Here is a 23,436-nt window from a genome sequence, read left to right as displayed (position 1 = left end):
ATGAGAACGCTGGAAAAAGGCAAGCTGATTGTCGCCTCGCACAATGCAGGCAAGCTGAAGGAATTCGACGGACTGATCGGTCCGTTCGGCTTCGATGTCAGCTCTGTTGCAGCACTTGGCTTGCCGGAGCCGGACGAGACCGGCACCACGTTTGAGGAAAACGCCTATATCAAGGCGCTTGCTGCGGCAGAAGTCACCGGCTTGCCCGCATTGTCCGACGATTCCGGCCTGATGGTCGATGCGCTGGATGGTGAGCCGGGCGTCTACACGGCCGACTGGGCCGAAACCGAAGACGGCACGCGTGATTTCAACATGGCGATGCGCAAGGTCGAAGATCTTTTGCAGGAAAAGGGTGCGACGACTGCGGACAAGCGCGGCGCGCGTTTCATCTCCGTCATCTGCCTTGCATGGCCGGATGGCGAAGCGGAATATTTCCGCGGCGAAGTGGAAGGCATGCTGATCTGGCCGCCACGCGGCACGACCGGCTTCGGCTATGATCCGGTGTTTTTGCCGGCGGGCCACGAAAAGACCTTTGGCGAGATGACTGCCGACGAAAAACATGGATGGAAGCCGGGCGACGCTGAGGCCCTGTCGCACCGCGCCCGCGCCTTCAAGCTTTTTGCCGAAAAGGCGCTCAACGTGGAGCCGGCTTCCGCGAAATGAACAAGCTGTTTCCCTCTTCACCGGCGTTAGTGGACGGCGTGAGCACGATTCCCATCGCGCGTGCGAATGGGGAAACTGCGTTCGGCGTTTATGTGCATTGGCCGTTCTGTCTGGCCAAATGCCCTTATTGCGACTTTAACAGCCATGTCCGTCACAAGCCGGTGGATCAGGCGCGGTTTTCCGAAGCGTTCCGGCGCGAGATGGAAACGCTGCGCGAGCGCACGGGCCCGCGCACGGTCACCAGTATTTTTCTGGGTGGCGGCACGCCATCGCTGATGCAGCCCGAAACGGTGGGCGCTCTGCTCGATAATATTGCGTCGCATTGGTCTGTCGCACCTGACATCGAAGTGACGCTGGAAGCCAATCCGACCAGTGTGGAAGCCGACCGTTTTCGCGGCTATCGCGCGGCAGGCGTCAATCGCGTGTCGCTCGGCATTCAGGCGCTCAACGATCCCGATTTGCGCCGTCTCGGCCGCATGCATTCGGTCGAGGAGGCCAAGGCCGCCATTCGTCTGGCGCGCGAGATTTTTCCGCGCCTGTCCTTCGATCTGATCTATGCGCGTCCGAACCAGAGCATCGAGGCATGGCGCGAAGAGCTGAAGGAAGCCATCGGGCTGGCTGCCGATCATCTCTCGCTTTACCAGCTGACCATCGAGGAAGGTACACAGTTCTACAATCTCTGGAAGGCCGGAAAGCTGACCACACCGGAGCCGGACCACGCCGCAGCGCTTTATGAAGAAACGCAAAGGGTGACGGCAGAACATGGTCTCCCGGCCTATGAGATTTCCAATCATGCGGTGCCGGGGCGCGAGTCGCAGCACAATCTCGTCTATTGGCGCTACGGGCAATATGTCGGCATCGGCCCCGGCGCGCATGGGCGTTTCGTGGAAAACGACGTTCGCACCGTCACGATTACCGAAAAGCATCCGGAAACCTGGCTCGACAAGGTTGATCGGCGCGGCCACGGCATTATCGAGGAAGAATATCTTGATGGCGGGCAAGAGGGCGACGAGTTCCTGATGATGGGGCTGCGTCTGCGCGAAGGCATTGATCTGGATCGCTACAAGCGGCTGTCTGGTCACGACGTTGACCAGAAGCGTCTGGCGAAACTGATCACCGAGGGCATGATCGAGCCGATGGGCGGCAGCATCATTCGCGCAACGCCGGACGGTGCGCTGGTGCTGGATGCGCTGGTCGCGGATCTCGCGGCATGAGGGATAAGCAATGACTGAAGATATGGGCGCCCAGAATATTGACGATGGACGGCGCGATTATGTGGTGGGCGGCACAGCCATGCGCGCCCGTCCGCTGGAACCAGCACTTTATATCGTGTCGACGCCGATCGGTAATCTCGGCGACATGACGCTGCGCGGCATCGAAACGCTCGCCGCAGCCGATGTGCTGGCCTGTGAGGATACACGTGTGACCCGCGTTCTCCTCGACCGTTACGGCATTTCCCGCCGTCCGATCAGCTATCATGAGCACAATGCCGCCGAAGCCGGTGAAAAGCTGATTGCCGCGCTGTCTGCGGGCAAAAGCGTTGCGCTGGTGTCCGATGCGGGCACGCCGCTTGTTTCCGATCCGGGCTTTCGTCTGGTTGGCGAAGCACGCGAAGCGGGTATTCGCGTCGTCCCCATTCCGGGTGCCTCCGCGGTTCTGGCCGCACTTGCCGCTTCTGGTCTGCCGACCGACGCCTTCATGTTCTGTGGCTTTCTTCCATCCAAACACGGGCAAAAGCAGACGAAGCTCGAAAGCCTCAAGGGCATCGATGCAACGCTGGTGTTTTATGAATCGCCAAACCGGACAGCGGCGACACTGGCCGAAATGGTCGAAGTGTTCGGGCCGGATCGTATGGGCGCGCTCTGCCGCGAACTGACCAAAGCCTATGAGACCATTCGCACGGCGCCGCTGGGTGAACTTGCAGCGGAGTTTGATGGCGAAGATCGCATTCGCGGTGAAGTGGTTCTGCTGGTCGGCCCGCCGACGGGCAACACCATTCCGCAAAGCGAGGAAGATATCGACAAGCTGCTTCTGTCGCTTGCCGACGAACTGCCGCCATCCAAGGCCGCAGGCGAGGCAGCCCGTATGACTGGCGGGCAGAAATCGGTTCTCTATCAGCGCCTCATGCAACTGAAATCGGATCAGCGATGACAGACCTCCGCGAGAAAAAGCGCAGCGCTTTCTTTCGCGGACACAGCGCCGAACGCTTTGCGTCCGTGCTGCTTCTTTTGAAAGGCTTTCGGATCGTTGCGCGGCGCTATCGAACGCGGCTCGGTGAAATCGATCTGATCGCCCGGCGGGGCAATCTGGTGCTCATCGTCGAGGTCAAGGCGCGCAGCAGTCTGGAAGCCGCGCATCTCGCCGTCACGCCGCAGGCCATGCAGCGCATCGAAGCCGCAGCCGATCTCTGGCTGCAACACCAGCCCGACCAAGCCCGCCTGTCGTTGCGTTTCGATCTGATTGCCGTGCTGCCGCGCCGCTGGCCCAAACATGTTCCGGCCTTCTTCACGAGCGGCGATTATCGGTAACCGATATCTATAAGCCTATGTAAACCCTATAAAAATTGTGGGATATATTTCTGGCCTTATGGGAAATTAAAATCCCGCAATCGGCTGTTTTGAGAAAAAGTGATGCTCGCCGTGATTTTCACGCGCAAGCCCGTTTCTTATAAATCTCCCGCTCTCCATGGATAATGGCGCCATCTTTTTACCAGACGCATTTCCGTAATTGAAACCGGTATCGGCTTTCGTTGGAAATGCTCCCAAGGATCGCGCCGTGTCTCTACCGCAAAAGCGTTTACTGGCTGATTTTCCTGCCTTCTTCCGGGTGTCGGAAGCGGTGGTTGTCGTCGTTGGCGGCGGCGAGGAAGCTTTGAACAAGGCGCGCCTCGTGGCGCAGACATCCGCACGTCTTCGCATCATTGCCGAAGAAACAGATCACCATCTGGCCGATTTCATCGCGAGCCATGGTGCGGAGCATATTGCAGCACCTTTTGCGCCCGAACATGTCGAGGGCGCAAAGCTGGTTTTCGTGGCGACTGGCGATGAAGCGCAGGATCGCGCCGTTGCTGCTGTGGTCAAGGCCGAGAAGGTTCCGGTCAATGTCGTTGATCGTCCAGCACTTTGCGATTTCCTGACGCCTGCCATCGTCAACCGCGCGCCGCTGACGATTGCGATTGGTTCGGAAGGCAGCGCTCCGGTTTTGGCGCAGATGGTTCGTGCGCGTATCGATGCCGCCTTTTCGCCGCGCCTTGGCGAGCTTGCGCATTTTGCCGAAAGCTGGCGACCGCTGGTCGAGCGCGCGCTGCCCAAGGGTCTGGCGCGCCGCAGTTTCTGGCGCGGGTTCTTTTCGGGCCGTGTCGCCAGCGCCATTGAAAATGGCGACCGCGTGGAAGCCTACAAGGCTGCAAGCGATCTGATCGAGCAGCGTGACAATGCCGCCGGTTATGTCTGGCTGGTCGGCGCCGGTCCGGGTGCCGAAGACCTGCTGACCCTGCGCGCTCATCGCGCTTTGATGGAAGCCGATGTGATCGTGCATGATGCGCTGGTGCCGGAAGGCGTCATTGCCATGGGCCGTCGTGACGCCGAGCGCCTTGCCGTCGGCAAGCGCAAGGGCTGCCATTCCAAAAGTCAGGAAGAGATCAACCGTCTTCTGGTTTCGCTGGGGCGTGAAGGCAAGCGCGTTGTGCGGCTGAAATCGGGCGATCCGCTGGTATTCGGGCGCGCAGGCGAGGAAATGGCGGCGCTGCGTGCTGCTGGTATCGGTTTCGAGATCGTGCCCGGCATCACCTCGGCCTTTGCTGCCGCTGCCGATATGGAATTGCCGCTGACGCTGCGTGGTGTCGCTTCGTCGCTGGTGTTCACCACGGGCCATGACATGACGGGCGATGTGCTGCCGGGCTGGGCGAAGCTCGCCGTCTCGGGTGCAACAATTGCCGTCTATATGGGCTCCACGGTCGCGGCATCGGTTGCTGCGCGCCTGATTGGTGCGGGCCTGCACGAAGATACCGCCGTGGCGGTGGTGGAAAATGCGAGCCGACAGGACAAGCGCCTGTTCCACGGCACGCTAAAGGATTTGCCGGATCTGGAAAACCGCAAGGAACTTTCCGGCCCGGTCATGGTGATCATTGGCGATGCCGTCGCCGGTGCCGCAATCGACAAAGCCGAAGCGCTGGCCCTCAAGCCGGTTTCCGTCGCAGCCTAAACCCGCAGGATGCGCGGTTAACAAAAGTTTGGAGTTTGGAAATGGTCGTAAAAGTTCTCACTGCAAACCGGCTGATCGACGGGCAGGCTGTGTGGCTCGGTGCAGACGGTTCGTGGCAGGAGACCATCGACGGCGCGCTGATCGCCCGCCATGCGGAAGCCGTGACGGCGCTTGAAGAGGCGGGCAAGCTTGCAGCGAAAGCCAATCTGGTTGTCGATGTGAATGTGATCGATGTCGAGGAACGCGAGGAGGGGCTTTACCCAATTCGCCTGCGCGAGCGTATTCGCCTTTCCGGCCCGACCATCGTTACCTTCGGTGATCTGCCCCTTGATAAGCCTGCTTTGAAGCGCGCCTCGTAATATCTGTTGACGCATTTCCGGACGCAAAACCGGTTCCCACTTTTGCTGGAAATGCTCTGAACCCGGATTTAGACTATGTATCGTTATGATGAATTCGACCGCGATTTTGTTGCGGCCCGTGTCGCCCAGTTCAAGGATCAGGTCGAGCGCCGCCTGACTGGCGAGCTGACCGAAGACCAGTTCAAGCCGCTGCGTCTGATGAATGGTCTCTATCTGCAATTGCACGCCTATATGCTGCGCGTGGCCATCCCCTATGGCACGCTGTCGAGCCGCCAGCTGCGCAGGCTTGGATCGATTGCACGCGACTATGATCGCGGCTTCGGCCATTTCACCACGCGCCAGAACATCCAGTATAACTGGCCCGCCCTGAAGGACGTGCCGCGCATTCTGGAAGAGCTGGCGGAAGTCGAGATGCACGCCATCCAGACCTCCGGCAATTGCATTCGCAATGTGACCGCCGATCATTTCGCAGGCGCTGCCGCCGACGAAGTGGCTGATCCGCGTCCGTTTGCAGAAATTTTGCGCCAGTGGTCGTCGCTGCATCCGGAATTTTCCTATCTGCCGCGCAAGTTCAAGATCGCCATTGTCGGCTCGGATCATGACCGCGCCGCCATTCAGGTGCATGATATCGGCTTGCAGCTGAAGAAGAACGAGGCAGGCGATCTGGGACTGGCCGTCTATATTGGCGGCGGTCAGGGCCGCACGCCGATGGTGGCGAAGAAGATTCGCGACTTCCTGCCCCTCGAGGACATGCTGACCTATGTGACGGCCATCGTGCGCGTCTATAATCTGCATGGCCGTCGCGACAACAAGTATAAGGCGCGCATCAAGATTCTCGTCCATGAAACGGGCGTCGAAGAACTGACCCGCGAGATCGATGCCGAATGGGAAGATATTCGTGACAGTGAGCTGAAGCTGCCGCAGCGCGATATCGACGCCATCGAAAGCTATTTCCGCATGCCGAACCTGCCGCAACGGCCGGAAGGCTGGGAAGTGCTGGCGGTTACCCAGAAGGCCGATGCGGAATTTGCAAGCTGGGTGGCGCGCAATGTCACGCCGCACAAGAACCCGGATTATGCGGTCGTCACCATTTCGCTGAAGCCCATCGGCGGTATTCCTGGCGACGCAAGCGCAGAGCAGATGGAACTGGTGGCGGACATTGCCGAAACCTATTCCTTCGATGAAATCCGTGTCAGCCACGAGCAGAATCTGGTTCTGCCGCATGTGGCCAAGGCCGATCTCGCAGCGGTTTATGATCTGCTGCAATCGGATGGTCTGGTGACGCCGAATGCCGGTCTCATCACCGACATCATCGCTTGCCCGGGTCTTGACTATTGCGCCCTTGCCAATGCGCGCTCCATTCCGGTGGCGCAGCGCATTTCCGAACGCTTCGGCGACCAGCAGCGCCAGCTTGAAATCGGCGATCTCAAGATCAAGATTTCCGGCTGCATCAATGCCTGCGGCCATCACCATGTCGGCCATATCGGCATTCTGGGCGTTGAGAAGAAGGGTGAGGAACTCTATCAGATCACGCTTGGCGGTTCGGCGGACGAGCATTCGACCATTGGTGAAATCACCGGTCGCGGTTTCTCGTCGGAAGAGGTGGTGGATGCCATCGAAACGGTGGTGGACACCTATCTGTCCCTGCGTGAAAGCCCGGAGGAAACCTTCCTCGCCGCCTATCGCCGCGTTGGCATGGAGCCGTTCAAACGCGCGCTTTATGGAGAAATAAGCCGTGCAGCTTGATGCTGAAGAAAGTGCCAGCGCCGAAGCCCGCCTTCTGGAGGCCAGCCACGGTGCGTCTACCCCGCAGGAAGTGATCGCGCTTGTCACGCGCGAACTCTATGAGGGGCAGATCGCGGTCGTGTCTTCCTTCGGGGCGGAATCGGCAGTGCTCCTGCACATGATCTCGGAAATCGACCCGGCGACGCCGGTTCTGTTTCTCGATACGGGAAAGCACTTTCGGGCGACGCTCGATTATCGTCATGATCTGGTGGACCGGCTGGGTTTGACCGATGTGCAGGATATCCTGCCGCTTGAGGATAGCCTCAAGGCGGACGATCCGTTCGGCGCGCTGTCGATGACCGACAAGGATCGCTGCTGCTTCATCCGCAAGGTGGAGCCGATGGCGCGCGCTGTGGCCCCTTATCGGGCCTGGATGACGGGCCGCAAGCAGTTTCAGGCATCGACGCGCGAAAGCCTGCCGGTATTTGAATCGGTCGGCCCCCGTATTCGTATCAATCCGCTGGCGCGTTTGCAGGCAGCCGATCTCAAAGCCTATGCCGAAAAGCATGATCTGCCGCCGCATCCCCTGACCGCGCAGGGCTACCGTTCCATCGGTTGCATGCCTTGCACGCGGCCCGTGAACGACGGCGAAGACCAGCGTGCCGGACGCTGGGCGGGATCGGAAAAAACAGAATGCGGCATCCACCTGTCGGGTCTGTCCGACAGCTTGAAGAATTTGGGAGCAGGTGACCGGAAATGAGCGATATCAACGAAACCAAACTCTGGTCTGCCGATGGCTTTCGCGAAGACGATTATGTCTTTGCCGACGATCTTGAAACGGCGGGCGACGCTCCGGCTGTCATCATTCCGCTTGCCGTCTGGCTTGGACTGGAGGAAGAGCGCCGCCGTGCCTCCAATCGCCGGATCGGCATTTCGGTTGCGCCGGGCGAAGCCATTGAACCGCTGCTGGATGATCTTGGCAGCCTGCCACTGATCGCCTTGCAGTTCCCGGCTTTCAATGACGGTCGCTCCTATTCCAAGGCCGAGATTTTGCGCCGCGAAGGTTTTGCTGGCGAATTGCGCGCCGTTGGTGACGTGCTGATCGATCAGGCTGCGTTGATGCTGCGCACCGGCTTCGACAGCCTTCAGGTGACGAACAAGGTTGCCCAGAGCCGTCTTGGCGAAAACCGTCTGGTCGACACGCCCGGTTACTACCAGCCGGGGCGCGGCTCCGTGCCGGAAGCAGGCGGGTTTGCCTGGCGTCGCGTGAAAGCGGGCTGAATTTCACCCCTGAGCGTCTGCAAATGGCACTTTTTTGCGAATAATCCCAAAAAGTCTGCAACTTTTCGGTACTATGCTGGAAGTACATTGCGCTCCGGTTCTCGAAAGCCACCATTTTCGCCAGCTCAGGAACGAAATTGGGCGCGTGGCGACCGGCAACTATTTGCCATTCTTTTGGCTGTCTTGATGCGCTAGATACGCCTTGTCACTTACAGGGAGTTGAGGCGTGATCCGGCACATTGTTTTCTTCAGCGTCAAGCAAGGTCAGGATATCGAGACGGTCAGGAAAGGGCTGGAGCAGCTTGCCACCATCCCCTATTCCGATGTGTTCGAAGTTCTGCCGAATTCCAGGGTCGATCCGATGTGCGACCGCATCGATCTTGTGGTCTATGCCGAGTTCAAGGATGAAGAAGCGCTTTTCGCTTTCAAGAAACATCCGACCTACGATGCGACGACGCAACTGGTGCGCCCGATGCGCGAATTGCGCTTCTCTGCTGACGTGGTTACTGACAAGCGGTAGTTACCACTCCGCTTGCGGTCGCTCCTGAAGCGGCAGGCCGCCAAACAGGTCGGGCTCGCTGGAGATTTTGGCGCGCTCGATATTGAGAAGCTTCAGTTTGGTCGCCGTGCCGCCAGCCGCCGAAAACCCGCCGACCTTGCCGTTGGAACCGAGAACCCGGTGGCAGGGCACGATGATCGGAAACGGGTTTTTGCCCAGCGCATAGCCAACCGCCTGTGACAGGCTGACATCGCCAAGCCGTCTCGCAATCGCACCATAGGTGGTGGTTTCACCGGCCTTCAATTCGAGAATGATCTCGTAAACCTGTCGGTTAAGGTCGGGCAGGGATTCGAATGCCAGCGGTGTTTGCGAAAAATCCGGTGATCCGCCGTCGAGAAGCACACGCACTTTTTCAATGGCTTGCGTCACAAAGGTTGGCACATCGGCCTGCGCTTCGGGAAACTGTTCGCCCACCCGCTCACCAAGACGGTAGCGGGTTTCCGTCTCGTCTGTATCGCCGATTTCGACACCAATGACTTTTGCGCCGCGCCAGGCAATGCCGCACGCGCCGATAGGTGTTTCAAAAATGGTGATTCCAGATGGTTCCATACGCATCAATATAACACGGATTTTACGACCGAACGGCGATCACAAACGATAACTTGTAACATTTGCAGCGAATGGCGCTGCGAAATGGTTGAAGAACGCCACGAATAATGATTGTGTGAGCGAGAAGGTCAGGATGGCGGCGTGAGAGATTCCATGCCCTTAAATGGCCAAACGGGTCGATATAAGTTTCCGTCGCAGTTTTCGCGAGATCGGAACCGAGGAATTTAAATGGACGATTATGAGCGTTATGCCACGGGGTTAATGATCGTTTTCGGCGCGCTGATCATCGGCGGGTTGATGGCGGCAAACCTTTATCATGGCGACAAGCCGGGTTTTCTCTTCGCGCTCGGTGCGGCGGTTGTCGGCTGGTTTTCAGCTTTCGCTGTTCTTTTCGACAAGCCGCGCGTTTATGGCGTGATGATTGCCGTTGCAATCGGGCTGGTCGCGGCTTCCATCGGCGCTTATGTCACCTGAGTGGCGATAAATATTCGAAGACAGTTCAGAGAAAAGCCCCGCATTGCGGGGCTTTCTTCGTTGGTTGCGGCCTTACAGATAAGGCGAATAGCACTGGCGGCGCGGCCCGTAATTGGGCTGGAAGGTGTTGTCATAGGCGCGATAGGACCGGTAACGGTTGTAGCACCAGCGAACATGCGGATTGCCGCCGCGATAGACTGGCGCCGGACGGTGACGATAAACCGGTCCCGGTCCCCAGTAACGTCGATCATATCGATAATAGGGCCTGTAACGCGGTCGGTCATAGCGCCAATAACGGCGGTCGCCGCGATAATCGTAATATTGCACGGTCTGCACATTGGGGGTTGAGGTCTGTGCCGACGCAGCAGCCGGTGCCGCCATCAGCGAGGGCTGCGCTGCATTGGCCGTCCCGGCCACGGCTGAAAGCCCCATGCCAAGCGACAGACATGCGGCAAACAGGGAATAACCGAACCTTTTCATAGGTCGCTCCTAATAAAAGCAAATCATCCGTGCGGATATTTTTGCTCGTCCATTGTGGCGGAGCAGTGGCTTTGGGCGGTCACGTTTTCTTCTTCCCGGCAACAGATCGGTGAGGTGTGTCCGGGTTGGGCGCATTGTCTTGGGGCCTCTTTCTTGGGTGCACATATCGTGTTGCAAAAGCCGATCAATAATTGACATAAAGATATGTTTATGTCATTAAGCGACCTTCTGCGATTATGCATATCAGAATACAGGCGGTACTCTCATGGCGTCTTCTCTCGACGATCTCTTCGGTGCAACGGCTGCAAAGCCGGATGGTTCGGAGGTGCTGGCCGCGCTGACGAAAGCAGCGCGCGAGCGGATTTTGATCCTCGATGGCGCGATGGGAACGCAGATTCAGGGTCTTGGCTTCCATGAAGAGCATTTTCGCGGCGAGCGTTTCGGCGCTTGTGATTGCCAGCTTCAGGGCAATAATGACCTTCTGACACTGACCCAGCCCAAGGCTATCGAAGAAATCCATTACGCCTACGCCATTGCGGGCGCGGATATTCTCGAAACCAATACATTTTCGTCCACGACGATTGCCCAGGCCGATTACGGCATGGAAGAGCAGGTCTACGAACTGAACCGCGACGGTGCGCGCCTTGCGCGTCGCGCGGCCTTGCGCGCCGAGCAGAAGGACGGTCGCCGCCGCTTCGTTGCCGGAGCGCTTGGACCGACAAACCGCACCGCCTCGCTGTCGCCGGATGTCAATAATCCCGGCTTCCGTGCGGTCACCTTTGACGATCTGCGCATCGCCTATGCCGAGCAGATCCGGGGCCTGATCGATGGCGGTTCCGACATCATCCTGATCGAAACCATCTTCGACACGCTGAATGCAAAGGCTGCCGTATTCGCTTCGGAGCAAGTGTTCGAAGAGAAGGGCATTTTCCTGCCGGTGATGATTTCCGGCACGATCACCGATCTTTCCGGCCGCACCCTGTCCGGCCAGACGCCAACGGCATTCTGGCATTCGCTGCGTCACGCCAAGCCGTTCACCATTGGCCTGAACTGCGCGCTGGGCGCCAATGCCATGCGCGCTCATTTGGATGAATTGTCGAATATCGCCGACACATTCATCTGCGCCTATCCGAATGCCGGTCTGCCGAACGAGTTTGGCCAGTATGACGAAACGCCGGAAGCGATGGCCGCCCAGATCGAGGGCTTTGCCCGCGACGGCATGGTCAATGTGGTCGGCGGCTGCTGTGGCTCGACGCCGGAACATATCCGCGCCATTGCCGAGGCTGTTGCGAAACACCCGCCGCGCAAGCCTGCCAAGGTCGCGCCGCTGATGCGTCTTTCCGGCCTTGAGCCTTTCACGCTGACCGAGGACATTCCCTTCGTTAATGTCGGCGAGCGCACCAACGTGACCGGCTCCGCCCGCTTCCGCAAGCTGATCAAGGCCGGTGATTTTGCCGCTGCCCTTGATGTGGCACGCGATCAGGTGGCCAATGGCGCCCAGATCATCGACATCAATATGGATGAAGGCCTGATCGATTCCGAAAAGGCGATGGTCGAATTCCTCAATCTGATCGCTGCCGAGCCGGATATCGCCCGCGTACCGATCATGATCGACAGCTCCAAATGGGAAGTCATCGAGGCTGGCCTGAAATGCGTTCAGGGCAAGCCGGTGGTTAACTCCATCTCGATGAAGGAAGGCGAGGCAGCCTTCATTCATCACGCCAAGCTCGTGCGCGCCTATGGTGCGGCGGTCGTGGTCATGGCGTTTGATGAAACCGGACAGGCCGATACCGAAGCGCGCAAGATCGAAATCTGTACCCGTGCCTACAAGATCCTGACCGAGCAGGTCGGTTTCCCGCCGGAAGACATCATCTTCGATCCGAATATTTTCGCGGTAGCGACGGGTATCGATGAGCACAATAATTACGGTGTCGACTTCATCGAAGCGACCCGGCAGATCATGACGACCTTGCCGCATGTCCATGTCTCGGGCGGCGTGTCGAACCTGTCATTCTCGTTCCGCGGCAATGAGCCGGTGCGCGAGGCGATGCATGCCGTGTTCCTCTATCACGCCATTCAGGCGGGCATGGATATGGGCATCGTCAATGCTGGTCAGCTGGCGGTTTATGATGCCATCGATCCGGAACTGCGCGAGGCCTGCGAAGATGTGGTGCTGAACCGCCGTTCGGATGCGACCGAACGCCTGCTGGAAATTGCCGAGTGTTTCCGCGATTCCGGTTCGAAGGAAGCCAAGGCGCAGGATCTCGCCTGGCGCGAATGGCCGGTGGAAAAGCGCCTTGCCCATGCGCTGGTCAACGGTATTACCGAATATATCGAAGCCGATACGGAAGAGGCGCGCCAATCTGCCGAGCGGGCGCTTCACGTTATCGAAGGCCCGCTGATGGCTGGCATGAACGTGGTTGGCGATCTGTTCGGAGCGGGCAAGATGTTCCTGCCGCAGGTGGTCAAGTCTGCCCGCGTGATGAAGCAGGCCGTGGCCGTTCTCCTGCCTTACATGGAAGAGGAAAAGCGCCTCAATGGCGGCGAAGAACGCCAGAGCGCCGGCAAGGTGCTGATGGCAACCGTGAAGGGCGACGTGCACGATATCGGCAAGAATATTGTCGGTGTCGTGCTGGCCTGCAACAATTACGAGATCATCGATCTCGGCGTCATGGTGCCTTCGCAGAAGATTCTGCAAGTCGCCCGTGACGAGAAGGTCGATGTCATTGGTCTGTCCGGCCTCATCACCCCGTCGCTCGACGAAATGGCGCATGTGGCGGCGGAGATGGAACGCGAAGGTTTCGACATTCCGCTTTTGATCGGCGGGGCGACGACCAGCCGTGTCCATACGGCGGTGAAAATTCATCCGCGTTACGAGCGCGGTCAGGCAGTCTATGTCATCGATGCCAGCCGTGCGGTCGGTGTTGTATCCAGCCTGCTGTCGCCGGAAGCCAAGGGCGATTATGTCAGTGGCGTTCGCGATGAATATGCGAAGGTCGCCGCCGCTCATGCGCGCAGCGAAGCGGAAAAGCAGCGCCTGCCGATAGCGCGTGCCCGCGCCAATGCGCACAAGCTCGACTGGGACAGCTTTGCTCCGGTAAAGCCGACCTTCACCGGCACGAAGACCTTCGACGATTACGATCTGGCCGAAATCGCGCGCTATATCGACTGGACGCCGTTCTTCCAGACCTGGGAGATGAAAGGGCGTTATCCGGCGATCCTTGAGGACGAAAAGCAGGGCGAGGCCGCACGCCAGCTCTGGTCCGACGCGCAGGCCATGCTCAGGAAGATCATCGACGAAAAATGGTTCACGCCGAAAGCCGTGGTCGGTTTCTGGCCAGCCAATGCGGTGGGCGACGATATCCGGCTGTTCACCGACGAGAGCCGGAAGGAGGAACTTGCGACCTTCTTCACCTTGCGCCAGCAGCTTAGCAAGCGCGATGGCCGTCCGAATGTCGCCATGTCCGACTTTGTGGCGCCGGTCGAAAGCGGAAAGCAGGATTATGTCGGCGGCTTCGTCGTTACGGCAGGCATTGGCGAGGTGGCCATTGCCGAGCGTTTCGAGCGTGCCAATGATGATTACTCCGCCATTCTGGTGAAGGCGCTGGCCGACCGTTTTGCCGAAGCCTTTGCAGAACTGATGCATGAGCGCGTGCGCCGCGAATTCTGGGCCTATGCGCAAGATGAAACCTATACGCCGGAAGAACTGATCGGCGAGCCTTATCAGGGTATTCGTCCGGCCCCGGGTTATCCGTCCCAACCAGACCATACCGAAAAGACCACGCTGTTCCGTCTGCTTGATGCCACGGCTGAGACCGGTGTGGAACTGACCGAAAGCTACGCCATGTGGCCGGGCTCGTCGGTTTCGGGCCTCTATATCGGCCATCCGGAAAGCTATTATTTCGGTGTCGCCAAGGTGGAGCGCGATCAGGTCGAGGATTATGCGAGCCGCAAGGGCATGAGCGTTCGCGACGTCGAGCGCTGGCTTGCACCGATCCTCAATTATATTCCCGGCGATGTTGCCGAAGAAGCTGCATAGTCACAGCGACTGTTACAACCAAAAGAAGAGGGCCCTGCGATGCGGGGCCCTTTTTATTTTAGACACTTTCCCGGCGCCCCCGTTAGACCTGTTTAAAAACGACTGTTTTTCAAAAGGTTCCAGCTTTTTTGAAAGCAATCTTTCTGGAGAGACTTACAGGAAAATGCTATTTAAGGCTGTGCGTTCGAAATTTTATGAGCGTAAAAGTTGTATTGTGCGTAAGTTATTGAAAACATTATTAGGATGGCAGCAATGAAATGGGAATTGTTATGCGATGCCATGCAGTCTGCGGATAATGCGGACAAACTGTTTGAATATGTGAAAAAATATGCCCGCGAAATCGGCTTTGACCATGTTTCATATGTCATGTCGGTTCCGTCCTTGAATGGGGCGGTCAAATGGGTGCGTTACGAGGACATGCCGAAAGGCTGGACCGAACTTTATGCCGCCAAGAAATATGTGGAGGTCGACCCGCTGGTCCGGCTTGGTCTGCACAGCATCGACCCGCTGGTCTGGTCGCCGAAGCTCTTTGCCGACACGCCGCAATTATGGGCCGATCTGCAAAGCTATGGACTGAAGGTGGGTATTTCGCAGCCGTGCTGGGCTGCACAGGGCGTGTTTGGAATGCTGACATTCCTGCGCAGCGGCCAGCCGCTGACCGCAGCCGAGGTTACCGCACTGCGGCGTCAGTTGCAGATGGTGACCAATCTTCTGCATCTGTCGATGTTCACACTGGTCAATGTGCCGCGTATGAATTGCGCCAGCGAAGTCTGCCTGACGGCGCGTGAGCGTGAAATCCTGCGTTGGACGAGTGAAGGGAAGACTGCCGAGATTATCGGGGCGATCCTCAATATTTCGACGCGTACCGTGAATTTTCACATCAGCAATGTGCTGACAAAGCTTGTTGCCGTGAACAAGGTTCAGGCTGTTGCGAAGGCACGCACCTTCGGCCTGCTCTGATCCATTCTAGGCCCCACGGCGGTTTGGCCCGTTGGGTGCTTTCAAAATCTCCCTCTCAAAATGAGCGCCTGTCCGTCCCGCGCATCATCAGATGCCCGTGAGGCTTCGCCTTTTTGAGCAAGAATTTATCCGGCTTTTGATCTCCAAAAGCGCTAAATATCACAAATTTAGTAGGATTTTCCGCCATTTAAGCGAAATTTCGCTTTTTGCCGGCTGCGCAAGTTTGTTCCCGCCTTGTGGTCAAGACTGCAAGTTTTTCGCGCAGGTTCATCGGAATACGCGAAAGCGTTCTTTCACTTTTGGGTTGCTTTTCACGACAATGCGGCCAACTTAATCAGGGTGCCGATTTCGCTCCGTCAGAACCGTAATCCTGCTTTCTCGTCTCTATCCGGTTTCCGGGAGTAAATGTCGTGCATCATGCATCCCTGACCAAGAACCTGACGCATCTGCAGCGTCTCGAAGCAGAAGCGATCCATATTTTTCGCGAAGTCGCCGCAACCTTTTCCAATCCCGTCATGCTCTATTCGGTGGGCAAGGATTCGTCGGTCATGATGCATCTGGCGATGAAGGCGTTTTATCCAGCACCACCGCCATTTCCCTTTCTGCATGTCGATACGACCTGGAAGTTCCGCGAGATGATCGAGTTTCGCGATGCGCAGGCGCGCGAAAAGGGCTTCGAGCTTCTGGTGCATATCAATGAAGATGGCGTGCGCGATGGCGTCGGCCCTTTCAGCCATGGTTCGAATGTCCATACCCATGTGATGAAGACGGTCGGTCTGCGGCAGGCACTCGACAAGTACAAATTCGATGCAGCTTTTGGCGGCGCGCGTCGCGATGAGGAAAAATCCCGCGCCAAGGAGCGCATTTTCTCGTTCCGCAATGCGCAGCACGGCTGGGACCCGAAGAACCAGCGTCCCGAAATGTGGAAGGTCTACAACACGCGCGTTGCAGCCGGTGAATCGATCCGCGTCTTTCCACTGTCGAACTGGACCGAACTCGACATCTGGCAGTATATTTTGCAGGAAAATATTCCCATCGTGCCGCTCTATTTCGCCGCTCGCCGCCCGGTGGTGGAGCGCGACGGCATGCTGATCATGGTCGATGATGACCGCATGAAGCTGCGGAATGGTGAAAAGGTGGAAGACCGGCTTGTCCGTTTCCGCACGCTCGGCTGCTACCCCCTGACTGGCGCGATTGAATCCAGCGCCTCAAGCCTCTCGGATATTGTCGAGGAAATGCTGATCGCCCGTACGTCGGAACGTCAGGGCCGTGCCATCGACCGCGATGAAGCCGGTTCCATGGAAAAGAAGAAGCGCGAGGGCTATTTCTAATGAACGCCGCGATAAAGCCTTTGGGCCAGCCTTCCGTAACCAGCGCAGCCGTGACCGAGTTTCTGGCCGATCAGGAACGCAAGACGCTGTTGCGTTTTCTCACCTGCGGCTCCGTCGATGACGGCAAGTCGACGCTGATTGGGCGTCTGCTCTATGACACAAAGCTGATTTTCGAAGACCAGCTTGCCGCGCTCAAGAATGACAGCCGCAAGTTCGGCACGACGGATGATGATTTCGACTTTGCACTGCTGGTTGACGGTCTGGAAGCCGAGCGCGAGCAGGGCATCACCATCGATGTCGCCTATCGGTTCTTTTCGACACCGCGCCGCAAGTTCATCGTCGCCGATACGCCTGGCCATGCGCAATATACGCGCAATATGGCGACGGGCGCTTCGACCGCCGATCTGGCGGTGGTGCTGATCGATGCGCGGCAGGGCGTACTGACGCAGACGCGCCGTCATTCCTTCATCGCTTCGCTGCTTGGCATTCGCCATATTGTGCTGGCGGTGAACAAGATCGACCTCGTCGATTTCTCGCAAGAAGCGTTCGACCGTATCGTTGCCGATTATATAAGCTTCGCCAAAGACCTTGGTTTTGCCAGCATCCAGCCGATCCCGCTTTCGGCGCGCTATGGCGACAATGTCACCAGCCTGTCGCCGCGCATCGGCTGGTATCAGGGGCCGCATCTGCTCGAACATCTGGAAACTGTGCGCATCGATACGGAAGCCGCAGCCAAACCGTTCCGTTTCCCGGTGCAATATGTGAACCGGCCCAATCTGGATTTCCGCGGCTTTTCCGGCACGGTAGCTTCCGGCTCTATTGCGGCAGGCGACACGGTTGTCGTGGCCAAATCCGGCAAGCAGTCGCGCGTGAAGCGTATCGCCACCTATGACGGTGATCTGCCTCGTGCCTCGGAAGGTCAGGCTGTCACGCTGGTGCTCGAAGACGAGATTGAGGTTTCGCGCGGGAATATGCTGGTTGGCGCAGAAGCGCGGCCGGACGTGGCGGATCGCTTCGCGGCCAATATTGTCTGGTTCGGCGAAGATGCCTTGCAGCCGGGACGCTCTTATCTGCTGCGCACCGAGACCGACCAGACGCCGGTGACGGTGAGCGAGATCAAATATCGGACGGACGTGAACACATTTGCGCGCGAGGATGCGGCGCGTCTCGATCTCAACGAGGTTGGTTTCTGCTATCTCCAGACGGCGGATCCGATTGTGCTCGATCCTTATGCCGATAACCGCGTTACCGGCGCTTTCGTGCTGATCGACCGTGTGTCCAATGCGACTGTTGGCGCGGGCATGATCGACAGCGCGCTTCGCCAGGCGACCAATGTGCATTTGCAGGCTTTCGACCTCGACAGCAAGGCACGGGCCGCACAGAAATTCCAGAAGCCGGCGGTGCTCTGGTTTACCGGCCTTTCCGGTTCGGGCAAGTCAACCATCGCCAACCGGCTGGAACAGCGTCTTCATGCGCTCGGCAAGCACACTTATCTGCTGGATGGCGACAATGTCCGCCATGGTCTTAACAGCGATCTCGGCTTTTCCGATGCGGACCGGGCGGAAAATATCCGCCGCGTCGGCGAAGTGGCGCGGCTGATGGCGGATGCCGGGCTGATCACGCTGGTTTCGTTCATTTCTCCGTTCCGATCCGAGCGCGACACTGTGCGTGCGCGAGTGCCGGAAGGGGAATTCATCGAAATCTTCGTCGATACGCCAATTGAGGAATGCATTGCGCGCGACCCGAAAGGCCTCTATGCGCAAGCGCTGCGCGGTGAAATCAAGTCCTTTACGGGCATCGATTCGCCTTACGAAGCGCCGGTTTCGCCAGAATTGCGTCTCGATACGACGGGGCGCAATGTTGACGAACTGGTCGCGGAAGTAGAAAAGTATCTGGCCGAACGTGGTGTCATCGGCAGTTATGGTAGCGATTCCTGGTCGATCTGAGCGATGAACATTCCAGCCTCTCCCAAAGCAGACCCCAACGGCGCAGCCTTGCTCGCCGTTTTTGAAGAGGCCGTGCTTGAGGCTGGCCGGGTCATCATGAAGCACTATGTCGATGGCTGCGCCGTCGAGCGCAAAAAGGATGAATCGCCTGTCACCGAGGCAGACCGTGCCGCCGAGGCGATCATCCTCGCGGCATTGTCGTCGGTAGCACCCGATATCCCGGTCGTGGCCGAGGAAGAGGTGTCCGCCGGTCGTCTTCCGACCCATCTCGGACGGCGCTTTCTGCTCGTTGATCCTCTGGACGGCACGCGGGAATTTCTGCTGCGCAATGGCGATTTTACCGTCAATATCGGCCTGATCGAAGATGGTGTGCCGGTCGCGGGCATTGTCTACGCTCCGGCCCGTAATCTGCTATTTTCGGGTGCGGGCAACCGTGCCGAGGAAGCGGAAACGACTGCGGATCACAAGATTGTCCGCCGCCGTGCAATCCGGGCAAGGGAGGCTGCCGCGCAACGCATTGCCGTGTGCAGCCGTTCGCACAACACGCCTGAAACCGAACGCTTTCTGCAGGCGAACCAGATTTCCGGCCATGTCTCGGTCGGTTCGTCCTTGAAGTTTTGCCTGATCGCGCGCGGTGAGGCGGATATCTATCCGCGTTTTGCGCCGACGATGGAATGGGATACGGCGGCCGGCGATGCGGTGCTGCGAGCCGCAGGCGGCATGACCGCCACCATCGACGGCAAGCCGTTTGTCTATGGACAGCGCGCCGGGCAGGGGGTGAAGGGCTTCGCCAATCCGCATTTCGTCGCCTATGGCGCAGGCTTTACGCCCGTCTTTCCAGCCGAAGCGCTTTGATCCTGTGACATTTATGAGCGGTCGCGATTGTGACCGCAAAAAAACTGCGTCATGCTCTTGCGGCATCAAAAATGCAGCGTTATAAGCCGCCTCAACGGTCGCACCGTCTGGTTGCGACCAACTGGTTCGGAGTGTAGCGCAGCCTGGTAGCGCACCTCGTTCGGGACGAGGGGGTCGGAGGTTCAAATCCTCTCACTCCGACCATCTTTCAAGTCATTGATAGACTTGGACAATTCCCGATTTACTGATTTTCTTGTATATTTTACTAATTCGCGCCACGGACCGATTACGGACCGAAAGGCTCATTTATTGGTCAGAACGCATTGGCCGCATCCTTCTGGAATAGCGGCGATACATGCGAATAAGTCCTTTCGAACTCTTCCACTGTCATACCCAAAGACGCTGCTGCCTGGTGGGCATCTACACCAGCCTGAGCAAGCCAAGTCGCCCTTGTGTGGCGCAAGACATGCGGTGTGACATCTTCCCCTAAACCAGCCTCAGCCCGCACCGAGCGGAATGCCTTATGTGGCTTGGTTATCTTCTCCCCGTTGAAATGCACGATATGGCGCAAGCTGACAGTCTTTGCCTGCTCGGCACTCCATGCTTCGTCCTGCGCCTTCCAGTAACGAAGGAACCGCAACAAGCGCGGTGGTATCTTTGCCGGTGGCTTGCGCTTGTTATGAGCTACCCGCTCCCCCATGGCTTTGCGGTAGATGACCCCTTTATCCAGATCAACATATCCGCCTGTAGTATTTGGCATCCATTGCAGCCCCAGAATGGGCGACAGGCGCGTTCCGGTATATGTGCCGATAAGAACAAGCCGGATTATGTGATCGCACTTTTGGAGCTTCCTAGCGGCTTTTATAAGCGCCGCCACTTCATTCCGGGTTAGCCATCTTTCCCTCGGCAGGCTCTTGTCTGGCAATGTTACCGCCGGTACGACATCCAACCCGTATTCCTTGTGATAATGATTTATAGCGGCGCGCAGGACTTCCAAATCCCGCCTCGCGCCGCTCTCTGTGTTCCTATGATCGGCAAACTCTCTGCATCTCTTGCCGCGTATTTCATTGATTGCATCCGCACCGAAGAAGTCATTCAGCCTGTTGACGGCTGCTTCTGTTTCCCTTGGCCTTGAAGTGCGGCTGGCCTTCTCATCGAGGTAGACCAGCAAGACATCACCTATCGTGATTGCAGCCGAAGAACCTCCCCTGACTGGCTCATATTTGGACGTGACGTATTCGCGGAGAACTTGTTCTGCCCGTTCAGTCTCATCCTTAGCGCATCCTGTGCTGATACGCTTTTCTCCGTCTTTAATGAACCAAGTCCCGGTGTCTGATCGGAACCAGAGCCTTGCGGGGCTTCTCTTACGCGACATCTTTCAATCATCCTTCTTATGCCGTTACGCGTCACGAAATCCTTGTTTGCGATGCGGATGATTTCTAGGTTTCCCTTCGCCGCTTCTGTCCGCAAAGACGATTTCGTCAGCCGCCCAGAAAAGAATATCTCTACTGCATCTGCAAGCGAGATCAGTTCATCTTCGTCTAGGTCTGCAATGCGCTTCTGTACTGCACTCATCGTATTTACCTCTCAAAGCCTCCGGTGCCCGCCCTTGGTTGACGTTGAAAAGTAGAACTCCCTGATGCTGACATCCTCACTCCCTTTCCCGCATTGCGGCGCGAACCAAATCGACAAGCGGATGCTGAATATATGAGGGGAAGGTAATGCGCCTGTGCCGGTTCATGCCTCGCAAACGGTCAAGAACACAGCGGGTCCATTCGGTATCTTGTTTCAGACTTTCGGCGGTGCTTTCCAGCGAGACGGGCAGACGCTCAAGCCTTTTCTCATAGCCAACCGTGCTCTGGTAAGGTCGCCAAATCTGCTCAAGCGCAAACTTCTCAAGATCGGTGATACGCATCTACTCCCCGCCTTTCAGGGCTTGGCGACCGGCGTCGGTGATGCGCCACGCCCATGCCTTGCGGTCGAAAACAGCCCATCCGTATTTTTTGGCTCTAGTGCGGGCGCGGTCCTGTGCGCGCGTGGCGGTCGGGATGCTCCAAGACCCCGTAGGCCCTCCATCCGATTTGAGGCATGACAGGAACTTGCGATCTTCTTCCGTCAGCTTCATTCGCTCTGCTCCCCAAGTGGGCTGGCGGCGAGCATCTTTCGCCAAGCGCGCTGTGCGTTGTCTGGTGTGGCGCAATCGTCGTGATCGACTGCGCAAACCATAGCCTCAGTTGGCTCCTGTAGAGCGGTTAGGAAAGATTTTCTCGCCGCCTCTGCATCGTCCAAGTACGGTACCTTATGCGACCACGGCAATTGCGACCACGGAGTGCGCCCTGCACCATTACGGCTTTCATAAATGGCTTTCGCGGCGTTCGTGATTTCCTTACTCGGCATGGCTGGCCTCATACTGTTTCCAAGTGGGAGTGACTTGCTGCAAGCGCGTCCGGTGTGGTTCGGGGCAGACCTTCCAGCCTATCCACGATAGGGCTTTGAAAAGCTGCCAGCGGATTTCATTGATCATGGCTTGCTGGCCTCCTTTGCGCGCAAGATGGCGATGCAGATTGCAATCGGTAGCGAATTGACATGCTCGCCGTGAAAGCCTCCGTACTCGCCGTTCATCTCGATTGTCACGCGAACGATGTTGTACAGATTGGTGAACTCATATTCCGTGCCGGGGAAAAGTCGCTCAGCCAGCGCGATTGCCGCGTCTACAGAGGCCGTGTAATCCTGACCTGACCCGTAAAAATCTTTCGCGTCAGGATCGTCAATGGAAATAAGAGATGAAAGAACCTCGCAGCTTATTTCCCAATCAGGCCCTTCCAGCTTGGATAGTCTGTCAATGAGGGTCATGGCAAAGGCTCCCACTTCCACTTTCCGTTGCCAAGGCTCACACGACGGCAATATTGCGGGTAAAAGACGATATTCATCCATAGCGCGAACCACTTCATGACGGCTTCCCTCCCAGCACGGCGCGGGCATACTGAGCATCCAGCGCCTTGTAATTAGCCTCCCATGCTGCCGCTTCTTTTTCAGCAGCCGCGAGCTTGGCTTCGAGGGCGTCCTTGTCTTCTTCCATCTGTGCGCAAGTGTTTAAAGCGTGATCCCGCTGGCGGATGATTTCGTTGCACTTGGCGACCAATTCGTTGCACTCGCTGTCCAACTCCTTAACCCGAGCAGCCAGCGCCGCGTTGTCGGCTTCGAGACTGGCGATTGTCTTATCTTTCATCCCGCAATGAGTTTGAGCAATTTCCATCGCAGTTTTAAGGAAAAGTGCTTTTTCCCGTTCCGACGCCAATAGCTCATCTGCCTGCGAGCGGTCGCAGAGTGCACGGGTTTTGAAACCACGCAATGCAAAGTCAGTTACCCCGGCTGGCATCGGTTTCCACGTATGCCCGTCGAGGTATTCACCGCCCACCGTCACCAGTCCCGTACCTGTAGCTGCAGGCTCGGGGCGGGTGGCCGCGAAGTTGTGGGCATCCATGAGCGCTTTACGGTCATCGGCGGTGACAGGACGGCAGAAGTGTATCTGCAATGTGCGACCGTCTGGGCCAGTGGACATAGAAAGCATGTCTTCGAGAAACGGTTTCAATTCAGTCATTTCAACACCCATACGGCAAGCACGGTCCACCAGGCCTTGCAGGCGATGTGCAGAGCTTGATCCTGATTGTATGAAATCTTCCCGGCGCATTTGGCGTCATCGATCCGGTAGTGCATGATGAGTTCGCAGATCGCGAGAAGCATGCTTCCGGTGATGATGCCAACGAAACCGGCATGAATGGCCGAGTGAGCGCCGAGCGCCTGATACCAAGGCACACCGGCAATCGGCGCGTATCGGTTTTTTGCCTTGGCGAGAAAGTCACCCTGCAACGGATAGTCCGCCAGCACGTGACCGAAAACGAGAAGGCCGAACAGCTCCAGTTCACTCGCCATGGCGGTCGCCTCCTGATGGGTGGGAGGCGTCGGGACGGCGCGAATACCAATGGGTTTCAGTCGGCGCGACGATGGAAAA

General features: G+C 57.7%; 25 protein-coding genes and 1 tRNA gene. 17 read left to right on the top strand and 9 right to left on the bottom strand.

Annotation, left to right across the window (positions count from 1 at the left end; genetic code table 11):
• From rdgB to FGI60_RS02880, 10 genes are all read left to right on the top strand, one after another.
• Entirely contained in the window at positions 1 to 663 is a 663-nt protein-coding gene (gene rdgB, locus FGI60_RS02925; protein WP_138783889.1) for an RdgB/HAM1 family non-canonical purine NTP pyrophosphatase, read from the top strand.
• Complete coding sequence (hemW, locus tag FGI60_RS02920; RefSeq protein ID WP_078339623.1) at positions 660 to 1,877, top strand: radical SAM family heme chaperone HemW; 1,218 nt, start codon at positions 660 to 662, stop codon at positions 1,875 to 1,877. Before rdgB ends, hemW begins: the two co-directional genes overlap by 4 nt.
• 10 nt (positions 1,878 to 1,887) lie before the next feature.
• A complete protein-coding gene (gene rsmI, locus FGI60_RS02915) occupies positions 1,888 to 2,814 on the top strand; it encodes a 16S rRNA (cytidine(1402)-2'-O)-methyltransferase (protein ID WP_138783888.1) in 927 nt (308 codons plus the stop codon).
• The gene (locus FGI60_RS02910) at positions 2,811 to 3,191 is read left to right on the top strand and encodes a YraN family protein (protein WP_138783887.1); all 381 of its coding nucleotides are present in this window, start codon (positions 2,811 to 2,813) and stop codon (positions 3,189 to 3,191) included. The genes rsmI and FGI60_RS02910 overlap by 4 nt, the downstream gene beginning before the upstream one ends.
• Positions 3,192 to 3,438: 247 nt before the next feature.
• Positions 3,439 to 4,866, top strand: a complete 1,428-nt coding sequence (gene cysG, locus FGI60_RS02905) for a siroheme synthase CysG (protein WP_138783886.1) — start codon at positions 3,439 to 3,441, stop codon at positions 4,864 to 4,866.
• Positions 4,867 to 4,907: 41 nt separating this feature from the next.
• Complete coding sequence (locus FGI60_RS02900; RefSeq protein ID WP_138783885.1) at positions 4,908 to 5,225, top strand: DUF2849 domain-containing protein; 318 nt, start codon at positions 4,908 to 4,910, stop codon at positions 5,223 to 5,225.
• 75 nt (positions 5,226 to 5,300) lie between these two features.
• Positions 5,301 to 6,971, top strand: a complete 1,671-nt coding sequence (locus FGI60_RS02895; protein WP_138783884.1) for a nitrite/sulfite reductase — start codon at positions 5,301 to 5,303, stop codon at positions 6,969 to 6,971.
• Positions 6,961 to 7,710 (top strand): phosphoadenylyl-sulfate reductase, encoded by a 750-nt coding sequence (locus tag FGI60_RS02890; RefSeq protein ID WP_138783883.1) that lies wholly within the window; start codon positions 6,961 to 6,963, stop codon positions 7,708 to 7,710. The genes FGI60_RS02895 and FGI60_RS02890 overlap by 11 nt, the downstream gene beginning before the upstream one ends.
• Positions 7,707 to 8,231, top strand: coding sequence for a DUF934 domain-containing protein (locus FGI60_RS02885; protein ID WP_138783882.1), 525 nt, complete (start codon positions 7,707 to 7,709; stop codon positions 8,229 to 8,231). The genes FGI60_RS02890 and FGI60_RS02885 overlap by 4 nt, the downstream gene beginning before the upstream one ends.
• Before the next feature lie 226 nt (positions 8,232 to 8,457).
• Positions 8,458 to 8,751, top strand: a complete 294-nt coding sequence (locus FGI60_RS02880; RefSeq protein WP_138783881.1) for a Dabb family protein — start codon at positions 8,458 to 8,460, stop codon at positions 8,749 to 8,751.
• Here the strand turns inward: FGI60_RS02880 and FGI60_RS02875 are convergent, their stop codons facing one another.
• Positions 8,752 to 9,339: a methylated-DNA--[protein]-cysteine S-methyltransferase gene (locus FGI60_RS02875; protein ID WP_138784224.1), complete on the bottom strand. Its 588-nt coding sequence runs from the start codon at positions 9,337 to 9,339 to the stop codon at positions 8,752 to 8,754. It lies immediately after the preceding gene.
• A gap of 228 nt (positions 9,340 to 9,567) precedes the next feature.
• Between FGI60_RS02875 and FGI60_RS02870 the strand changes: the two genes are divergently transcribed.
• A complete protein-coding gene (locus FGI60_RS02870; RefSeq protein ID WP_006465911.1) occupies positions 9,568 to 9,813 on the top strand; it encodes a hypothetical protein in 246 nt (81 codons plus the stop codon).
• Between the two features lie 72 nt (positions 9,814 to 9,885).
• On the opposite strand, the gene FGI60_RS02865 is transcribed toward FGI60_RS02870, so the two are convergent.
• Complete coding sequence (locus FGI60_RS02865; protein WP_138783880.1) at positions 9,886 to 10,293, bottom strand: BA14K family protein; 408 nt, start codon at positions 10,291 to 10,293, stop codon at positions 9,886 to 9,888.
• A gap of 265 nt (positions 10,294 to 10,558) precedes the next feature.
• On the opposite strand from FGI60_RS02865, the gene metH reads away from it, so the two are divergent.
• The 6 genes from metH (at position 10,559) to FGI60_RS02835 (ending at position 19,628) form a co-directional block, all read left to right on the top strand.
• Positions 10,559 to 14,332: a methionine synthase gene (gene metH, locus FGI60_RS02860; RefSeq protein ID WP_138783879.1), complete on the top strand. Its 3,774-nt coding sequence runs from the start codon at positions 10,559 to 10,561 to the stop codon at positions 14,330 to 14,332.
• A gap of 252 nt (positions 14,333 to 14,584) precedes the next feature.
• A complete protein-coding gene (locus FGI60_RS02855; RefSeq protein WP_138783878.1) occupies positions 14,585 to 15,292 on the top strand; it encodes a LuxR family transcriptional regulator in 708 nt (235 codons plus the stop codon).
• Between the two features lie 410 nt (positions 15,293 to 15,702).
• Complete coding sequence (cysD, locus tag FGI60_RS02850; RefSeq protein ID WP_138783877.1) at positions 15,703 to 16,623, top strand: sulfate adenylyltransferase subunit CysD; 921 nt, start codon at positions 15,703 to 15,705, stop codon at positions 16,621 to 16,623.
• Positions 16,623 to 18,569: a sulfate adenylyltransferase subunit CysN gene (gene cysN, locus FGI60_RS02845; protein WP_138783876.1), complete on the top strand. Its 1,947-nt coding sequence runs from the start codon at positions 16,623 to 16,625 to the stop codon at positions 18,567 to 18,569. Before cysD ends, cysN begins: the two co-directional genes overlap by 1 nt.
• 3 nt (positions 18,570 to 18,572) lie before the next feature.
• The gene (gene cysQ / locus FGI60_RS02840; protein WP_138783875.1) at positions 18,573 to 19,424 is read left to right on the top strand and encodes a 3'(2'),5'-bisphosphate nucleotidase CysQ; all 852 of its coding nucleotides are present in this window, start codon (positions 18,573 to 18,575) and stop codon (positions 19,422 to 19,424) included.
• 127 nt (positions 19,425 to 19,551) lie between these two features.
• Positions 19,552 to 19,628: transfer RNA gene (locus FGI60_RS02835), tRNA-Pro, on the top strand.
• Between the two features lie 109 nt (positions 19,629 to 19,737).
• Here FGI60_RS02835 and FGI60_RS02830 read toward each other — a convergent pair.
• From FGI60_RS02830 to FGI60_RS02805, 7 genes are all read right to left on the bottom strand, one after another.
• Positions 19,738 to 20,595, bottom strand: a complete 858-nt coding sequence (locus FGI60_RS02830; RefSeq protein ID WP_235889728.1) for a tyrosine-type recombinase/integrase — start codon at positions 20,593 to 20,595, stop codon at positions 19,738 to 19,740.
• A gap of 8 nt (positions 20,596 to 20,603) precedes the next feature.
• The gene (locus FGI60_RS26475) at positions 20,604 to 20,999 is read right to left on the bottom strand and encodes a hypothetical protein (protein ID WP_235889727.1); all 396 of its coding nucleotides are present in this window, start codon (positions 20,997 to 20,999) and stop codon (positions 20,604 to 20,606) included.
• A gap of 76 nt (positions 21,000 to 21,075) precedes the next feature.
• On the bottom strand, positions 21,076 to 21,339 hold the full coding sequence (locus FGI60_RS02820; protein WP_138783873.1) for a hypothetical protein: 264 nt from the start codon (positions 21,337 to 21,339) through the stop codon (positions 21,076 to 21,078).
• Positions 21,340 to 21,549: a hypothetical protein gene (locus FGI60_RS26215; RefSeq protein WP_210238408.1), complete on the bottom strand. Its 210-nt coding sequence runs from the start codon at positions 21,547 to 21,549 to the stop codon at positions 21,340 to 21,342.
• Between the two features lie 395 nt (positions 21,550 to 21,944).
• On the bottom strand, positions 21,945 to 22,277 hold the full coding sequence (locus FGI60_RS02815) for a hypothetical protein (RefSeq protein WP_138783872.1): 333 nt from the start codon (positions 22,275 to 22,277) through the stop codon (positions 21,945 to 21,947).
• 94 nt (positions 22,278 to 22,371) lie between these two features.
• Positions 22,372 to 23,025 (bottom strand): hypothetical protein, encoded by a 654-nt coding sequence (locus FGI60_RS02810; RefSeq protein ID WP_138783871.1) that lies wholly within the window; start codon positions 23,023 to 23,025, stop codon positions 22,372 to 22,374.
• The coding region (locus FGI60_RS02805) for a DUF3307 domain-containing protein (RefSeq protein WP_235889726.1) at positions 23,022 to 23,436 on the bottom strand (415 nt) is incomplete at its 5' end. The genes FGI60_RS02810 and FGI60_RS02805, both read right to left, overlap by 4 nt.

The sequence above is a fragment of the Brucella haematophila genome, from assembly GCF_005938105.1.
Classification (GTDB): Bacteria; Pseudomonadota; Alphaproteobacteria; order Rhizobiales; family Rhizobiaceae; genus Brucella; species Brucella haematophila.
Note: the sequence above shows the minus strand (reverse complement) of the source record. Positions and strands in the feature narration are given on the sequence as shown.

Excerpts from the sequence above, each read along its gene's own strand:
- cysQ (WP_138783875.1), top strand. The coding sequence starts at position 18,573 with ATGAACATTCCAGCCTCTCCCAAAGCAGACCCCAACGGCGCAGCCTTG.
- FGI60_RS02865 (WP_138783880.1), bottom strand. The coding sequence starts at position 10,293 with ATGAAAAGGTTCGGTTATTCCCTGTTTGCCGCATGTCTGTCGCTTGGC.
- rdgB (WP_138783889.1), top strand. The coding sequence starts at position 1 with ATGAGAACGCTGGAAAAAGGCAAGCTGATTGTCGCCTCGCACAATGCA.
- FGI60_RS02815 (WP_138783872.1), bottom strand. The coding sequence starts at position 22,277 with ATGACCCTCATTGACAGACTATCCAAGCTGGAAGGGCCTGATTGGGAA.
- FGI60_RS26475 (WP_235889727.1), bottom strand. The coding sequence starts at position 20,999 with ATGAGTGCAGTACAGAAGCGCATTGCAGACCTAGACGAAGATGAACTG.
- FGI60_RS02870 (WP_006465911.1), top strand. The coding sequence starts at position 9,568 with ATGGACGATTATGAGCGTTATGCCACGGGGTTAATGATCGTTTTCGGC.
- FGI60_RS26215 (WP_210238408.1), bottom strand. The coding sequence starts at position 21,549 with ATGAAGCTGACGGAAGAAGATCGCAAGTTCCTGTCATGCCTCAAATCG.
- FGI60_RS02900 (WP_138783885.1), top strand. The coding sequence starts at position 4,908 with ATGGTCGTAAAAGTTCTCACTGCAAACCGGCTGATCGACGGGCAGGCT.
- FGI60_RS02810 (WP_138783871.1), bottom strand. The coding sequence starts at position 23,025 with ATGACTGAATTGAAACCGTTTCTCGAAGACATGCTTTCTATGTCCACT.
- FGI60_RS02820 (WP_138783873.1), bottom strand. The coding sequence starts at position 21,339 with ATGCGTATCACCGATCTTGAGAAGTTTGCGCTTGAGCAGATTTGGCGA.
- rsmI (WP_138783888.1), top strand. The coding sequence starts at position 1,888 with ATGACTGAAGATATGGGCGCCCAGAATATTGACGATGGACGGCGCGAT.
- hemW (WP_078339623.1), top strand. The coding sequence starts at position 660 with ATGAACAAGCTGTTTCCCTCTTCACCGGCGTTAGTGGACGGCGTGAGC.
- FGI60_RS02895 (WP_138783884.1), top strand. The coding sequence starts at position 5,301 with ATGTATCGTTATGATGAATTCGACCGCGATTTTGTTGCGGCCCGTGTC.
- metH (WP_138783879.1), top strand. The coding sequence starts at position 10,559 with ATGGCGTCTTCTCTCGACGATCTCTTCGGTGCAACGGCTGCAAAGCCG.
- FGI60_RS02875 (WP_138784224.1), bottom strand. The coding sequence starts at position 9,339 with ATGGAACCATCTGGAATCACCATTTTTGAAACACCTATCGGCGCGTGC.
- FGI60_RS02885 (WP_138783882.1), top strand. The coding sequence starts at position 7,707 with ATGAGCGATATCAACGAAACCAAACTCTGGTCTGCCGATGGCTTTCGC.
- cysN (WP_138783876.1), top strand. The coding sequence starts at position 16,623 with ATGAACGCCGCGATAAAGCCTTTGGGCCAGCCTTCCGTAACCAGCGCA.
- FGI60_RS02910 (WP_138783887.1), top strand. The coding sequence starts at position 2,811 with ATGACAGACCTCCGCGAGAAAAAGCGCAGCGCTTTCTTTCGCGGACAC.
- FGI60_RS02855 (WP_138783878.1), top strand. The coding sequence starts at position 14,585 with ATGAAATGGGAATTGTTATGCGATGCCATGCAGTCTGCGGATAATGCG.